The sequence below is a fragment of the Orrella sp. JC864 genome, assembly GCF_037026685.1.
In the GTDB taxonomy this organism is placed as follows: domain Bacteria; phylum Pseudomonadota; class Gammaproteobacteria; order Burkholderiales; family Burkholderiaceae_B; genus Orrella.
Genome location: NZ_JBANET010000017.1, coordinates 21,488 through 36,941, shown reverse-complemented (window position 1 = coordinate 36,941; position 15,454 = coordinate 21,488). Strand labels below are relative to the sequence as shown.

The window sequence follows — 15,454 nt, the reverse complement described above, 5'->3', positions numbered from 1 at the left end:
CCCGGGGCTGCGCTCTATCGTACAGTCAGCGTCGCATTTTCCTGCCCACGCTCCTCCAGATACATTTGGCAATGTCCCTCCAGAAGCCTCTACGCGCGCTGGCCGCGCTCGCCGCCTTGTCCCTGCTGTCCGGGTGCAGCTGGGTGGTGATGTCCCCCTCCGGCGATGTTGCGATCCAGCAACGCGATCTCATCCTGTACTCCACCTACCTGATGCTGATCGTCATCGTCCCGGTCATCATCCTGACGCTGCTGTTCGCCTGGCGCTACCGCGCCAACAGCGCCCGCGCGCAAAAGGAATACGCCCCCGACTGGGACCACTCCACGCTGCTCGAGCTGGTCATCTGGGCCATCCCCCTGCTGATCATCATCGCCCTGGGCGCGCTCACCTGGACCAGCACCCACCTGCTCGATCCCTACCGGCCGCTGGACCGCATCGACGCCCAGCGCCCGGTGCAGGAAGGCACCGAGCCGCTGGTGGTCGAGGTGGTCGCCCTGGACTGGAAGTGGCTGTTCCTGTATCCGGAACAAGGCATCGCCGTGGTCAACGAGATGGCCGCGCCGGTCGACCGCCCCATCCAGTTCAAGATCACCTCGTCCTCGGTGATGAACTCCTTCTTCATCCCCGCGCTGGCCGGGCAGATCTACGCCATGGCCGGCATGCAGACCACCCTGCACGGCGTGATCAACCGCCCCGGCGAATATGTCGGCTTCTCCGGCAACTACAGCGGCGCGGGCTTCTCGGACATGCGCTTCAAGTTCCTGGGCCTGGCCGAGGCGGACTTCGACAAATGGGTGGCGGAGAACCGCCAGAGCGAGAACACCCTGGACCGCGCGGCCTACCTGCAGCTCGAGCAGCCCAGCGAGCGCGAGCCCGTGCGCCGCTACGGCACCGTCGCGCCCGATCTCTACCATGCCATCCTGAACCGCTGCGTGGAGCCGAACCGCATGTGCATGGACGAAATGATGGCCATCGACGCGCGCGGCGGCCTGGGCATCACCGGCACCTATGCGATCACCTCGCTGGACGACGCCACGCGCCAGGCCCTGGGCCTGACCCGGCGCCCGGCCCGCAGCTACGTCGCGGCCATCTGCACCACCGACGACCCCTCCTTCGTGGTTCCCGAAGCCCAGGCTTCGCTGTAGTCATGCCCGCAAGCCCCTTCTCGACCAAGTGCCTCCGGTACCGGTAAAACAAGATGTCTGACCAATTCGATCTCAAATCATTGCTGCTCGGGCGGCTCAGCTGGGATGTCATTCCCATGACCCACGAGCCCATCCTGGCCGTCACCTTCGCGGCGGTCGTGCTGGGCGGCCTGGCGCTGCTGGGCGCCATCACCTACTTCAAGCTCTGGGGCTACCTCTGGCGCGAATGGTTCACCACGATCGACCACAAGAAGATCGGGATCATGTACATCATCCTGGCGCTCATCATGCTGCTGCGCGGCTTTGCCGACGCCATCATGATGCGTATCCAGCAGGCCATCGCCTTCGGCGGCTCGGCCGGCTACCTGCCGCCCGACCACTATGACCAGATCTTCACCGCCCACGGCGTGATCATGATCTTCTTCGTGGCCATGCCGCTGGTCACGGGGCTGATGAACTACGTGGTGCCGCTGCAGATCGGCGCGCGCGACGTGGCCTTCCCCTTCCTGAACAACTTCAGCTTCTGGATGACCACCAGCGGCGCCGTGCTGGTCATGGTCTCGCTGTTCCTGGGCGAGTTCGCCAAGACTGGCTGGCTGGCCTATCCGCCGCTCTCGGGCATCCTGCACAGTCCAAGCACAGGGGTGGACTACTACATCTGGTCATTGCAGATAGCAGGGGTCGGGACATTGTTATCCGGCATCAACCTGCTGGTGACCATCGTCAAGATGCGCGCGCCCGGCATGACCCTGATGAAGATGCCCGTCTTTACCTGGACCTCGCTGTGCACCAACGTGCTGATCGTGGCCGCCTTCCCGGTGCTGACCGCCGTGCTGGCCCTGCTGTCGCTGGACCGCTACGTGGGCACCAACTTCTTCACGAACGACTTCGGCGGCAACGCCATGATGTACGTGAACCTGATCTGGATCTGGGGCCATCCCGAGGTCTACATCCTGATCCTGCCCGCCTTCGGCATCTTCTCCGAAGTGGTCTCGACCTTCAGCCGCAAGCGCCTGTTCGGCTATGCCTCGATGGTGTACGCCACGGTCGTGATCACGGTGCTCTCGTACCTGGTGTGGCTGCACCACTTCTTCACCATGGGCTCGGGCGCCAGCGTGAACTCGTTCTTCGGGATCACGACCATGATCATCTCCATCCCCACCGGGGCCAAGATCTTCAACTGGCTGTTCACGATGTACCGCGGGCGCATCCAGTTCGAGGTGCCCATGCTCTGGACCGTCGGCTTCATGGTGACCTTCGTGATCGGGGGCATGACCGGCGTGCTGCTGGCCGTGCCGCCGGCCGACTTCGTGCTGCACAACAGCCTGTTCCTGATCGCGCACTTCCATAACGTGATCATCGGCGGCGTGCTGTTCGGCATGATGGCCGGCATCAACTACTGGTATCCCAAGGCCTTCGGCTACAGGCTCGATCCCTTCTGGGGCAAGGTCTCGTTCTGGTGCTGGCTGATCGGCTTCTGGGTCGCCTTCATGCCGGTCTACATCCTGGGCCTGATGGGCGTGACGCGCCGCCTGAGCCGCTTCGACGATCCTTCGCTGCAGATCTGGTTCCAGATCGCCGCCGTGGGCGCCTTCATCATCGCGCTGGGCATCGCCGCCTTCCTGATCCAGCTGGTGGTCAGCCACCTGCGCCGCGAGCAGCTGCGCGACCACACCGGCGACCCCTGGAACGGCCGCACCCTCGAATGGTCCACCTCCTCGCCCCCGCCGGCCTACAACTTCGCGTTCACGCCGCAGGTGCACGACAACGACGCGTGGTGGCAAATGAAGGAGCGCAACTACCAGCGCCCCAGCGAAGGCTTCCTGCCGATCCACATGCCCAAGAACACCGGCGCGGGCATCATCCTCTCGGGCCTGTGCACGGTGCTGGGCTTCGCGCTGATCTGGCACATGTGGCCGCTGACGGTGCTGTCGTTCCTGGCCATCATCGTGGTCACCATCGCCCACACCTTCAACTACAAGCGCGACTACTACATTCCCGCCGAGGAAGTGGTTCGCGTCGAGTCTGAACGTACCCGCCTGCTTGCCCAACATGTCTGACCATACCGCCACCCTCAACGCTTCCGGCGTGCACGCGCCGGACCAGCTGCGCTTCTACGTCCCGGGCGAGCACCATCCGCAAAACGGCACGCTGTTCGGCTTCTGGCTGTACCTGATGAGCGACTGCCTCATCTTCGCCTGCCTGTTCGCCGTCTACGGCGTGATCGGCCGCAACTACGCGGCCGGCCCCTCGGGCGCCGACCTGTTCGACCTGAACCTGGTGGCCATCAACACGGCCATGCTGCTGTTCTCCTCGATCACCTACGGCATGGCCATGATCCAGATGCAGAACCGCAACGTCGGCAAGACGCTGATGTGGCTGGGCATCACGGGCCTGTTCGGCCTGGCCTTCCTGGCCATCGAGATCTACGAGTTCGCGCACTTCATCCACCTGGGCGCCACGCCCCAGCGCAGCGGCTTCCTGTCGGCCTTCTTCGCGCTGGTGGGCACCCACGGGCTGCACGTGCTCTTTGGCATCATCTGGCTGGTGACCCTGATGGTCCAGGTCCGCCGCCACGGCCTGATCGCCGAGAACCGCCGCCGCCTGATGTGCCTGTCCATGTTCTGGCACTTCCTGGACGTCATCTGGATCGGTGTCTTCACCTTTGTCTACCTGATGGGAGTGCTGCCTTGAGCGCCCATACCGAAAACCTCCACCCCGGCCACGACCACCACGATCACCACGATGATGGCGAGGCCGCCTACCACGCCACCACGCGGGGCTACGTCACCGGCTTCATCCTGTCGGTCATCCTGACGGCCATACCCTTCTGGGTGGTCATGGGCAAGGTCTTCTCGGACTCCACCACGACCGCGCTGGTGGTGCTGGGCTTTGCCGCCGTGCAGATCGTCGTGCACATGATCTACTTCCTGCACATGAACACCCGCGTCGAGGGCGGCTGGACCATGCTGTCGCTGATCTTCACCGTCGTCATCGTGGTCATCACGCTGGCCGGGTCGCTGTGGGTCATGTACCATCTGAACACCAACATGATGCCCATGATGCACGACATGCAGTCGATGTAAGGCATCGCCAGCACGATGACCCAAGTCCACGCCCGCCCCGCCGTCTCCCCGCCCTCCGGGCGCGGACCGCGCGGGCGCGGCGTGCTGGCAACCCTGGCGGCCCTGGCCGCTTTTGCGTTTCTGGGGCTGGTCGCGCTGGGCAACTGGCAGATCGAACGGCGCGCCTGGAAACTGGACCTGATCGAACGGGTCCAGAGCCGCGTCCACGCCGAGCCGGTTCCGGCGCCCGGCCCTGCCGCCTGGCCGCAGGTCAGCGCCGCGCAGGACGAATACCGCCGGGTGCAGGTGGCGGGCGTCTACGCGCACGACCAGGAAACGCTGGTGCAGGCCGTCTCGGCCCTGGGCAGCGGCTTCTGGGTGCTGACGCCGCTGCGCCGGGACGACGGCAGCACGGTATTGGTCAATCGCGGCTTCGTGCCGCCCGAGCGGCGCGACCCGGCCACGCGGGGCAAGACGCCTGACCAAGGCCCTGTCACGGTCACCGGCCTGCTGCGCATGACCGAGCCGGAAGGCGGATTCCTGCGCAAGAACGATCCGGCGGCCGACCGCTGGCATTCGCGCGACGTCCAGGCCATCGCCCAGCGGCGCGGGCTGGACCGCGCCGCGCCCTATTTCATCGACGCCGACGCATCGGCAAGCGATCCGCAAGGCTGGCCGGTGGCCGGGCTGACGGTGCTGTCCTTTCGCAACCATCACCTGGTCTATGCCCTGACCTGGTACACCCTGGCCCTGATGGTCGCAGGCGCGGCCTTCTACGTGGCGCGCGACGAACGGCGCCTGCGCCGGCAGGCCGCCGCCGCGGCCCGCAGCCAGGCCGGCGCATCGCCGCACGGCGGCGCCGCCGCCGGGTCCGCCGGCAAAGCGCCCTATACTCCGCCCGAACGGAGATAGCCATGACCACGTCTTTGAAGCCGGCGGCCGCCCCGCGCAGGGGCCGGCCGCCGCCCACGAGCGCCGGCTACGTGGGCGACAATACCGGCCGGCGCAACATGCATGTGCTGATCCAGCTGCGCTGGCTGGCCGTGCTGGGGCAGGTAGCCACCATCTCGGTGGTCCACTCCGTGTTCGGCATCCCCCTGCCCCTGGACGCCATGCTGGTGGTGCTGCTGGTGCTGGTGGCCTTTAACGTGGCCAGCGTGCTGCGCCTGCGGATCCGCCGCGAGGTGGCCAACTTCGAGCTCATGGCCGCGCTGCTGGTGGACGTGGCCATGCTGACGGTGCAGCTGTACCTGAGCGGCGGGGCCACCAACCCCTTCGTGTTCCTTTACCTGCTGCAGGTCAGCCTGGCCGCGGTGCTGCTCAAGCCCTGGTCCACCTGGGCCATCGTCGTGGTGACGGCCCTGTGCTTTGCCGGCCTGACGCTGACCGGCATCCCGCTGGCCCTGCCGCCGGATCACAACGAAGGGCTGGGCAGCCCCTACATCCAGGGCATGCTGATCTGCTTCGCACTGAACGCGGCGCTGCTGGTCATCTTCATCACCCGCATCAACCAGAACCTGCGGCGCCGCGACGCCCGACTGGCGGACCTGCGCCAGCGCGCCGCCGAGGAAGAACACATCGTGCGCATGGGCCTGCTGGCCTCGGGGGCGGCGCACGAACTGGGCACGCCGCTCTCGACCCTGGCCGTCATCCTGGGAGACTGGCGCCGCATGCCGCCCTTCACCCGCGATCCCGAGCTGATGCAGGAGCTGGTGGAGATGCAGGCGCAGGTGCAGCGGTGCAAGTCCATCGTCAGCGGCATCCTGCTCTCGGCTGGCGAGGCGCGCGGCGAGGCGCCGGTGCAGACCACCGTGCGGACCTTCCTGGACGACCTGGTGGCCCAATGGCAGGCCACGCGGCCGGGCGCCCGGCTGCACTACCATAACGACTTCGGGCAGGACCTGCTCATGGTGTCGGACTCGGCCATCAAGCAGATGATCGGCAACGTGCTGGACAATGCCCTGGAAGCCTCGCCGGATTGGGTACAGCTGCGGGCCGAGCGCGCGGACGACGGCCTGCGCATCACCGTTACCGACCGCGGCCCGGGTTTCGACCCCGGCATGCTCAAGCAGCTGGGCAAGCCCTACCAGTCCAGCAAGGGGCGGCCAGGGGGCGGACTGGGCCTGTTCCTGGTCGTCAACGTGGCGCGCACGCTGGGCGGGCACGTCGGGGCGCAGAACCTGCCCGAAGGTGGCGCAAAGGTGGTGCTGACCCTGCCCTTGTCCGCCATCACGCTCGATTTCACGGAGGAAGAGCACGGTGAGTCCTGAGGGCGCCCCCCGCACGCTGCTGATCGTCGAGGACGATGCGGCGTTCGCGCGCACGCTGGCCCGCTCTTTCGAGCGGCGCGGCTACCGGGTGCTGCACGCCGTGGGGCTCGAGCCGCTGCAGGAACTGCTGCGCACCGAGCATCCCAACTATGCCGTGGTCGATCTCAAGCTCAAGGGCGAGGCCTCGGGCCTGGCCTGCGTGCAGGCGCTGCATGCGCACGATGCCAAGATGCTGATCGTGGTGCTGACCGGCTTTGCCAGCATCGCCACGGCGGTCGAGGCCATCAAGCTGGGCGCCTGCCACTACCTGGCCAAGCCCTCGAACACCGACGATATCGAAGCCGCGTTCGAACGCGCGGAAGGCGACGTGGCCGTCGAGGTCACCGAACGCACCACCTCGATCAAGACGCTGGAATGGGAACGCATCCACGAGACGCTGGCGGCCACGGGCTTCAATATTTCCGAGACCGCCCGCCGCCTGGGCATGCACCGGCGCACGCTGGCGCGCAAGCTGGGCAAGCAGCGGGTCAAGTGAACGGTGCGTGCGCCCAAGGCCAGCCCGTTCCGGTCCGCCGCGCGCCCTTGGTCTAAAATCGCGCTTTCGCCGGCTCGCCCCGCTGCTGGCCGCTCTTTCACCCACGCATTGCTTCGATACGCCGATGGCTGTTTTTACCCCGGTTTCCGACCAAGACGTCAGCACGCTGCTGCAGGATTACGACCTGGGCAGCCTGGTCGCCCTTCGGGGCATCACCGCTGGCATCGAGAACAGCAACTTTTTCCTGGACACCACGCGTGGCAGCTTCGTGCTCACGGTGTTCGAGGTGCTGACCGCCGAACAGCTGCCTTTCTACATCGACCTGATGCACCACCTGGCCGAGCGCGGCATGCCCGTGCCGCAGCCACAGCCCCTGCGCAGCGGCGGGCGCATAACCCGCTTGCACGGCAAGCCCTGCGCCATCGTCACGCGCCTGCCCGGCGGCTACGAGCCGGCGCCGTCGGCGGCGCACTGCGCCCTGGCCGGCCAGACGCTGGCGCGCACCCACCTGGTCGGGCAGGATTTCGGCAACCGCCAGCCCAACCTGCGCGGCCTGCCCTGGCGGCTGGCCACGGCGCCCAAGGTGCTGCCCTTCCTGGACGCCGGGCAGGCCGCGCTGTTGAGCCACGCCCTGGACGAGCAGCGCCGGCTGGCCGAAACGCCGCAATGGCAGGGCCTGCCGCAGGGGCCCTCGCACTGCGATCTGTTCCGCGACAACGTGCTGTTTGCCGGCACCTTCGAATCGCCGCGCATGGGCGGCTTCATCGATTTTTATTTCGCCGGCTGGGACCACTGGCTGTTCGACGTGGCGGTGGCCGTCAACGACTGGTGCATCGAGCCGGCCAGCGGCCGTTTCGACCTGCCCCGGCTGCAGGCCTGGCTGCGGGCCTATGCCCAGGTGCGGCCGTTCACGGACGACGAGCGCCAGGCCTGGGGGCCCATGCTGCGTGCCGCCGCGCTGCGCTTCTGGCTATCGCGCCTTTATGATTACTACCTGCCGCGGCCGGCGCAGACGCTCAAGCCGCACGATCCGCGGCACTTCGAGCGCGTGCTGCGCGCGCGGCAGGCCGACCTGCCCGAGCTGCCGTGAAATGAATTCGCCCCTCGAAACGCTGCGCGCCCCGCTTTCAAGAATGCGTCGCCCGCGGGCCGGCAAGGCCCGCTGCGCGCCGCCCCCGCTTGACCGGCTTGCGTCTCAAGCGGCCGGAATCGCGCGCCGCGCCATGGAAAACTGATATGCAAGCTGTTTCCTTACCCGCCATGGCCGGTTGGCGCTGGGTCCAAGACGGTTGGACCATCTTCCGGCGCCAGCCCCTGGCCATGTTCACCTGGGCCATGCTGGTGGGACTGGTCATGATGGTGGCCGGCGCGCTGGCGCCCATCGGCCCCCTGCTTTTCATGGCCCTGATGCCGGTGGTCACCGTGGTCAGCATGGCCGCGGCGCGCCGCATCGACCAAGGCCAGCAGATGCTGCTGGGCATGTGGTCCGAACCGCTGCGGCGCCCGGGCGTGTTCAAGCGCCTGACCGGCCTGGGCAGCCTGTTCATGGGGCTGAGCCTGCTGGCCGGCCTGATCGCCTTTTTGCCCTACAGCGGCGAGATCCGCCAGGCGGTCGAGGCCGCCATGCAAAGCGAAGACCCCCTGCCGCTGATGATGGCCATCCGCGCGCCGCTGGTCATCTTCGGCATTCTCTACGTGATCCTGGCCACGCTGTTCTGGTATGCCCCGCCCCTGGTGGCTTTCCATGACATCCGCCTGGTCCAGTCGCTGTTCTATTCCACCGTCGCCTGCTGGCGCAACAAGTGGGCCTTCCTGATGTACGGGCTGGCGCTGGGCGGCGCCTTCATGGCGCTGGAGCTGCTGGGCGTGCTGCTCATGCTGCTGGGCATGCCGGCGCAATGGGTGCTGACGCTGCGCACGCCCTTGAACGTCGTGCTTGGCGCCGTGCTGTATTGCAGCCTGTATCCCAACTACGTCTCGGTCTTCCAGTTGAACCGGCACGCGGACGAGCCGCCGCCCGAGCAGGCCGCGCAGGACCCGCAGGATCCCCGGGACTGACGGCGGGCCGGCGCAGCCCGCCTGTCCGCCATCCCGGGGCGATGGTGCGGCATCCCGGGGCAAGGCGGCGGCGCGGGCGCCATCCTGCAAGGCCGCCTGCACGGCGTGCTGTACCCGGCGCCAGTGCTCGTCCGGCCCGTTGACGGCCGGCGGCCAGGTCTCCACCACCGAATGGGCGCCCCGGCACCAGGCCACGCGGCCCGGGGCCAGGTGCGCAATGCTGCGCAGCACACGGCCCTGGCGGTCCAGGAAATACACCGCGATGGCATGCCGCATGCCCAAGGTATGGACGGCACGGCAGGGCCGCAGCCACAGGCCGTGGTCGGCGTCGGGCGGCGCTTGCCGCCACCAGCCGGCCAGCCGCCGCCACGGCGTGAAGGCGCGGATCAGGCAAAGGGGGCGCGCCGCCATCACGGCATGGCCTGCAGCAGCCGCTGCACGATGGGAAACCCCAGCACCAGGAACGTGCAGGGAAAGATGCACACGATGAGGGGAAACAGCATCTTGACCGGCGCCTCCAGCGCCTGCTGCTCGGCCCTGAGCAGACGTTCGGCACGCTGGCGTTCCGATTGCGCCTGCAGCACCGGCCCCAGGCTCATGCCCAGGGTGTCGGCCTGGACGATGGCCGACACCAGGCTGTGCAGCGCCGGCAGTCCTGTCCGCTGCGCCAAGGCCTTGAGCGCATCCAGGCGCGCCACGCTGGCGCGCACGTCCGCCAGCGCCGCCTGGAACTCGTCGCGCAACGGGCCTGCCGGCCCGCGCTCGACCGCCTGCTGCAAGGCGCCTTGCACGTTCAGGCCGGCGTCCATGCACAGCGTGATCATGTCCAGCAGGAACGGCAGCTCGCGCAGCATGCGGCGCGAGCGCTGGCGCGCGCGCTGGCGCAGCCAGGCCGTGGGCCAGCACGCCGCCGCGCCGGCGAGCCCGGCGCCCAGCCATGCCGCATGACGAACAGGCAGTTGCGCCAGGACGGCCATGACCCAGGCCAGGGCGATACCCGCCAAGGCCAGCGCCCATTGCGCCGCGGCCACGTGGGCGGCGCTCAGGCAGCCTTTCAAGCCTGCCCGTCCGATGGCCTGCTCCAGGTGCTCGCGGCGGCGCCATCCCAGCAGCCGCTGCGCGGTGCCGGCGCCGGCTTGCAGCCATGGCCAGCTCCAGCGCCACGGCCAGGGCAAGGCCGCGATGGCGGCCGCAGGCCGATCGCCGCGGCGCAAAGGCCCCATCAGCCAGTGCAGCGCCAGCAGGCCGCAGGCGCCTGCCGCCGCCACGCTCAGGATATGCCAGCCCATGCGCTAGACCTCGATGCGCGTCAAGCGGCGGATCATGGCGATGCCGGCCGCCTCGAGCAGCAGGATCAGGCCCAGCACCGTCCAGCCCGCGGGCGTGCGCCACAGCGGGGCCATCGCCTCGGGTTCGAGCTTGTCCAGCACCGCCAGCAGCAACACGGGCAAGGCGCCAACCACCCAGGCCTGCATCCGGCCTTGCGCCGTCAGCGCATGGATGCGCCGATGGATGAGCAGCCGGGCCCGCAGGTTGACGGCAATGCGCTCGAGCGCGTCGGACAGGTTGCCGCCGGTGCGCACGGCGATGCGCAAGGCCGCGCACATCAGCCCGCACGCCTCGGTCGCCATGCGGGCATGCAGGTTTTCCAGGCACTGTTCCAGCCCGATACCCATGCGCTGCTCGCGCAGCAGCAGCCCCAGTTCCTGGGACAGGGGCACGGCGCCGTCCGCGACGGCCGCGCGCAAGGCCACCGGTAGGCTGGCGCCGGCACGCAGCGACCATGCCATGGACAACAGCGCTTCGGGCAGTTGCTCATCGAAGCGCGCCAGCCTTATCGCCTTGGCCCTGGCGGCCAGCCAGCGCGGCATGTACAGGCCCGCCGCACCACATAGCCCGGCCACCGCGATGCTGCCGCTCAATACGTAGGCCAGCAAGGCGCCAACCCCGCACAGCAGGACGGTAAGCAGCCAAAGCTGCAGCGGATCGACGAAGACGAAGAACTCGCTCAGGCGCAGCCGCGCCTCGGCGGTGAAGGCCTGCTGGTAGCGATGCCAGGCCAGCCTGGCCCAGGCCTGCGCGAGCCAGGCCAGCAAGGCGGCCGCCACGGCCGCGCCCGCCATGGCCAGCAGCATCACGGCGCCGCAGGCGCGCCGGCGCGCCGCCCCTGCCCCGGCGCCAGGCCGGGCGCGAACAAGGCCATATCGCAGCCGGCGCCTTGCTCGCGCCAGCCGTCCACGAACTGCGGCACCAAACCGCTGGCGCGAAAGACATCGCCGCGCCGGTCGTAGTGATAGATCTCCTGCAGCTGGATGCAGCCGCTTTCCATACCCGTGACCTCGACGATCGCGCTGACCAGGCGCCGGCCGTTCGACAGCCGCGACTGCTGCACGATCAGGTCGATGCTCGAGGCGATGTGCTCGCGCACCGCCTGCAGCGGCAAGGACATGCCGGCCATCAGGATCATGGTCTCGAGCCGGGCCAGGGCATCGCGCGCACTATTGGCGTGCAGGCTGGTCAGCGAGCCCTCATGGCCGGTGTTCATCGCGGCCAGCATGTCGAAGGCCTCCGCGCCCCGGCACTCGCCGACGATGATGCGGTCCGGCCGCATGCGCAGGGCATTGCGCACCAGTTCCCGGATGGTCACCGCGCCGCGTCCTTCCAGGTTGGGCGGCCTGGCCTCCAGCGAGATCAGGTGATCGTGCTGCAGGCGCAGTTCCGCCGCATCCTCGATGGTGACGATGCGCTCGCCCTCGGGTACGCAATGCGACAGGACATTGATCAAGGTCGTCTTGCCCGAACCGGTGCCGCCGGCCACGACGATATTCTTGCGCCGTTGCACGCACAGCGCCAGGAAGGCCGCCATGCGGCCATCCAGCGCATGGCCGGCCACCAGGTCCTGCATGCCCGGACGGCGCTGCGGGAACTTGCGCAGCGTCAACGCCGCTCCTTTCAAGGCGACCGGCGCAATCACCGCGTGCACGCGTGATCCGTCGGGCAGGCGCGCATCGACCAGCGGAGAGCTTTCGTCGATTCGCCGCCCCAGGGGCGTGACGATCTTTTCGATCACGCCCAGCAGCGACTGCTCGTCGCTGAAGCTGGCGGCCTCGCGCACCAGCCGGCCCGCCCGCTCGACATAGATCTCGTCATGGCGGTTGACCATGATCTCGGTGATCCCGGGATCGGCCAGCAAAGGCTCCAGCGGACCGAGCCCGACGGCCTCATCCAGCACGGCCCGCACCAGCGCCGGATCGGGCCGCGAGGGCCCGGGCAGCTCGGCCACGATGCGCTGCAGCTGCGCCGCGGCCTCCGCGCGCAGCATGGCGTCACTCATGCTGGAGACGTCGCGCCGGCGCAGATCCAGCGCCTCGAGCAAGGCCTGGCGCAATGCCTGGCGTTGGCCGGGCTCGCCGGCTGGCGGGCTGGCGGGGCCGCTGGCCGGCGAAGACGGCGCCGGCGTGGACGCGGGCTGCGCTGCCCAATCCTGGCCGCCCCGCGTGTCGGCCGGCTCGCAGCCGCAGGCCGTACTTGACGCCGGCAGGCTGGCCGGCGGCGCTGGCGCGTCGCCCGCCGCCGGCGCATCCGTGCCGCCAGGCAGACCAGGCCGATGGGCCGGCTGCCCGGCGGCATACGCCTGCGCCGCTTCCTGCAAGCCGGCGGGCGCGGCCGCCTGCGCGGCGCCCGCCGGCTGGGAGCCGGACAGCCCGCCAGGATTGCTGCCCTGGCCGCTGCGCAGCAGCGCCAGCCGGATCAGGCATGGCCCGATCACGATCTCGTCCTGCGTGCGCAAGGGACCATACCGTGCAATACGTTTGCCGTTGACGCTGGTCCCCGCCAGGGAACCCAGGTCCTCGAGAACCAGGCCGGCATCGACGCAGTCCAGCCTGGCATGCGTCCTGGCCACCCGCCAATGGCGGATGCGAACGTCGCATTTGGCTTCCCGGCCGATGACGCAGGGCACGCCGATCGCCTCCTGCCGCACGCTGCCGTCCTGGAAATGCAGCGTCATGCACAAGCCCCGCGCACCGGGATCCATTTCAATGACGTCACTCATCCACTGTCTCCTGCAAGTCATGGCGATTGCCGTGCCGGAGCCCCTCCGTCCATTGCGAACCGGGGCCGGCATAGGGATCCCAGCCGGCGCGAGGCGACAGGCCCCGCACCGGTCCGTTCAAGCGCGGCGCCTCGGGAAAGGCCTGGCCGATCTCCTGCCTGCCGCGGCGCACCCGCTCGGCCATGTCCGGATCGTCCGGGGATACGAGCACGGGCGTCACGAAGATCGCCAGTTCGGTCTCGCGCCGCTGGAACCGCTCGGACCGGAACAAGGCCCCCAGCACGGGCAGGCTGCCCAGGCCCGGCACCTGCGACTGGTCGCGCGCCTGCTCGCGGGACAGGAAGCCGCCCAGCACCAGCGTCTGGCCCGAACGCACGTTGAATTCGGTGCTGGCGCGCCGGATCGACAAGGCGGGCCCCGAGGGCGTGCTGACCGAGGCGTCCACCGCGCTGACCTCCACGTCGATGCGCGAGCGCACCGTGCCGTTGCGCTCGGCCCGCGGTGTGATCGATAGCGATACCCCATAAGGTTTGAAGACCGTATTGGAGCGTCCCTGCTCGTCCGTCGTGGCGTAAGGCACCTCGCCGCCGGCCAGGAAGCTGGCCGTGGCGCCGCTGCGCGCCATGAGCTGAGGCTGCGCCAGCACCACGGCCTCGCCGCTTTGCGCCAAGGCCTGCAGCCGCGCGGGCACCAGGGCGTTCAGGCCGAAATAGCCCAGCGCCGGCCGGGCGGGAAAGCCGGCGGCCAGCGGCGGCTCGCCCGGCGCGGCTTGCAGGCCCGGGCTGGCCGCCTCCCAGGCCAGCCCGGCCGCCAGCCCGCCCTGCGCCGAGGGATCCCAGCGCACGCCCAGCTCCCGCAAGCGGGAACTGGGCACCTCGATGACCTGCACATCCAGCAGGATCATGCTGTCCCAACCCACCTGGCTGGTGAAGTCGATGACCTGCGGATAGCGCTGCGCCAAGGCGGCAATGCGCGCCTGGTCGGCATCGGAGATGCCTTCGCCCTCGATCACGATCTTCTCGCCCACCGTGCGGCTGCGCGCGCCCGGCGTCTGCGCCAGCAAGGCGTCCAGTTCGGCCCGCGCGCGCCGCATGCCGGCCGGGGCGACCTCGACCGCGTAGGCGCGGCGCCCGCCCGCGCCGGTCCAGACATGCAGCGTGGTGCTGCCGGCGCCGCGTGCGAACACCAGCACTTCGCGGCCCTCGGCGGTAGCGGCCTGCACCACCTGGCTATCGCCCACGGCGACCCTGCGCACATCGGGCGCCTCGAGCACCTGCGTCTCGCCGACCTGCATCGACAGGACGGCCTGCTGGGCTGCCGCGGCCCCGGCCCAGGCCAGGACCGGGGCCGTGCACAGCATGGCCGGAAAACGCCGGCAGCGTGCGAGCCAGGGTGTCATCGGCCACTCCCCTGGCGCGCGCCGGACGGCCCCGCGCCGCGCCCATGTGCCAGGCCGAAGGCGGGCGCGTCGAACCAGCCCCGCAACGGCCCAGCCGGCCCCGCATGCCCAGCCTCCATGTCCGGCTCCGCCAGCCCCGGCGCATCGCCGTACAAGACCACGGGGGCCGGCCGGGGCGGCTGGGGCCGGGGCATGCCCAGCAGTGCGGCAAGATCGCCGCCCGCTGCGGCCCGCTCCTGCGTCGCATCATCGGGATGGCGCAGCAAGGCGGTAAGCGCCGCCGTATCGCGAGCGGTCAGCAGCTTGACCGCATCGGCAGGCTCCAGATCGAAGGTGACGGTGTCGCTGCCCGACTGCGCTTGCATGCCCGGCAGGTCCTGCCAGCCGCCGACGGCGATGACGCGCGCGCCCAGCAGCAAGGGGGCGGTGACGTTTGCGCCTTCGCTCTGGAAAGAGACGTACAGGTCCAGCTTGTCGTCGGGGGCCAGCAGGCCGGGCTGCAGATTCAGGTCGGCCACGGCGACGCTGACCGCCCGCCGGCCGGGCGCCAGCCGTGCCGACAAGGCCTGCGGCCGGGGCTCGGCCAGGTGCGCAGGCAGGATGGGTTCGCCGCGCCGCACCGCATGGGCCAGCGTCTTGCCCTCGAGCAGGTCCAGCGCCTCGTCCGGCAAGGCGTCGGCGCTAACCCACTGCTGCGGGAATTCGCGCAGCGCCAGCAAGGCAGCGTGCAGGCGGGTTCCTTGCGGCAGGTCGTCGTCGGCCACCAACGCGAATACCGTCGGTACGCGCGCCTGGCTTTCCAGGTCCTGGACCTTGGCCTGGATATGCCGGGCCGCGGACCAGGCGGCAAGCAGCCCGGCGGCGGCCGCCAGCCCGAGCCAAAGCCATTGCCGGGCGGTGCCGGACAGGCGCCATCCGCGCATGTCGG

At 69.2% G+C, this 15,454-nt stretch carries 14 protein-coding genes; 9 read left to right on the top strand and 5 right to left on the bottom strand.

Annotation, left to right across the window (positions count from 1 at the left end):
* Positions 1 to 71 precede the first annotated feature (71 nt).
* The 9 genes from cyoA to V8Z80_RS15330 all read left to right on the top strand — a co-directional run bounded on the left by cyoA (position 72) and on the right by V8Z80_RS15330 (position 9,073).
* Positions 72 to 1,145: a ubiquinol oxidase subunit II gene (cyoA, locus tag V8Z80_RS15370; RefSeq protein ID WP_155195170.1), complete on the top strand. Its 1,074-nt coding sequence runs from the start codon at positions 72 to 74 to the stop codon at positions 1,143 to 1,145.
* Positions 1,146 to 1,198: 53 nt separating this feature from the next.
* Positions 1,199 to 3,205, top strand: coding sequence for a cytochrome o ubiquinol oxidase subunit I (cyoB, locus tag V8Z80_RS15365; RefSeq protein ID WP_336062589.1), 2,007 nt, complete (start codon positions 1,199 to 1,201; stop codon positions 3,203 to 3,205).
* Positions 3,198 to 3,839 carry a cytochrome o ubiquinol oxidase subunit III gene (gene cyoC / locus V8Z80_RS15360; RefSeq protein WP_155195168.1) on the top strand — a complete coding sequence of 214 codons (642 nt, stop codon included), beginning with the start codon at positions 3,198 to 3,200 and terminating at the stop codon, positions 3,837 to 3,839. The genes cyoB and cyoC overlap by 8 nt, the downstream gene beginning before the upstream one ends.
* Complete coding sequence (gene cyoD / locus V8Z80_RS15355) at positions 3,836 to 4,231, top strand: cytochrome o ubiquinol oxidase subunit IV (protein ID WP_155195167.1); 396 nt, start codon at positions 3,836 to 3,838, stop codon at positions 4,229 to 4,231. Before cyoC ends, cyoD begins: the two co-directional genes overlap by 4 nt.
* Positions 4,232 to 4,246: 15 nt before the next feature.
* Positions 4,247 to 5,122 (top strand): SURF1 family protein, encoded by an 876-nt coding sequence (locus V8Z80_RS15350; RefSeq protein ID WP_155195166.1) that lies wholly within the window; start codon positions 4,247 to 4,249, stop codon positions 5,120 to 5,122.
* A 2-nt stretch (positions 5,123 to 5,124) separates the two neighbouring features.
* Positions 5,125 to 6,480: an ATP-binding protein gene (locus V8Z80_RS15345; protein WP_155195165.1), complete on the top strand. Its 1,356-nt coding sequence runs from the start codon at positions 5,125 to 5,127 to the stop codon at positions 6,478 to 6,480.
* A complete protein-coding gene (locus V8Z80_RS15340; protein ID WP_336062588.1) occupies positions 6,470 to 7,015 on the top strand; it encodes a response regulator transcription factor in 546 nt (181 codons plus the stop codon). Before V8Z80_RS15345 ends, V8Z80_RS15340 begins: the two co-directional genes overlap by 11 nt.
* Positions 7,016 to 7,139: 124 nt before the next feature.
* Positions 7,140 to 8,105 (top strand): homoserine kinase, encoded by a 966-nt coding sequence (locus V8Z80_RS15335; RefSeq protein ID WP_336062587.1) that lies wholly within the window; start codon positions 7,140 to 7,142, stop codon positions 8,103 to 8,105.
* Between the two features lie 146 nt (positions 8,106 to 8,251).
* A complete protein-coding gene (locus V8Z80_RS15330) occupies positions 8,252 to 9,073 on the top strand; it encodes a BPSS1780 family membrane protein (RefSeq protein ID WP_336062586.1) in 822 nt (273 codons plus the stop codon).
* Between the two features lie 410 nt (positions 9,074 to 9,483).
* Here the strand turns inward: V8Z80_RS15330 and V8Z80_RS15325 are convergent, their stop codons facing one another.
* The 5 genes from V8Z80_RS15325 to cpaB are packed head-to-tail and all read right to left on the bottom strand — an operon-like array spanning position 9,484 to position 15,449.
* The gene (locus tag V8Z80_RS15325) at positions 9,484 to 10,362 is read right to left on the bottom strand and encodes a type II secretion system F family protein (protein ID WP_155195163.1); all 879 of its coding nucleotides are present in this window, start codon (positions 10,360 to 10,362) and stop codon (positions 9,484 to 9,486) included.
* A gap of 3 nt (positions 10,363 to 10,365) precedes the next feature.
* Complete coding sequence (locus V8Z80_RS15320) at positions 10,366 to 11,208, bottom strand: type II secretion system F family protein (protein WP_155195162.1); 843 nt, start codon at positions 11,206 to 11,208, stop codon at positions 10,366 to 10,368.
* Positions 11,208 to 13,127 carry an ATPase, T2SS/T4P/T4SS family gene (locus V8Z80_RS15315; protein ID WP_336062585.1) on the bottom strand — a complete coding sequence of 640 codons (1,920 nt, stop codon included), beginning with the start codon at positions 13,125 to 13,127 and terminating at the stop codon, positions 11,208 to 11,210. Before V8Z80_RS15315 ends, V8Z80_RS15320 begins: the two co-directional genes overlap by 1 nt.
* Complete coding sequence (locus V8Z80_RS15310; protein ID WP_442951987.1) at positions 13,120 to 14,526, bottom strand: type II and III secretion system protein family protein; 1,407 nt, start codon at positions 14,524 to 14,526, stop codon at positions 13,120 to 13,122. The genes V8Z80_RS15315 and V8Z80_RS15310 overlap by 8 nt, the downstream gene beginning before the upstream one ends.
* Positions 14,523 to 15,449 carry a Flp pilus assembly protein CpaB gene (gene cpaB / locus V8Z80_RS15305; RefSeq protein WP_336062584.1) on the bottom strand — a complete coding sequence of 309 codons (927 nt, stop codon included), beginning with the start codon at positions 15,447 to 15,449 and terminating at the stop codon, positions 14,523 to 14,525. Before cpaB ends, V8Z80_RS15310 begins: the two co-directional genes overlap by 4 nt.
* Positions 15,450 to 15,454 lie beyond the last annotated feature (5 nt).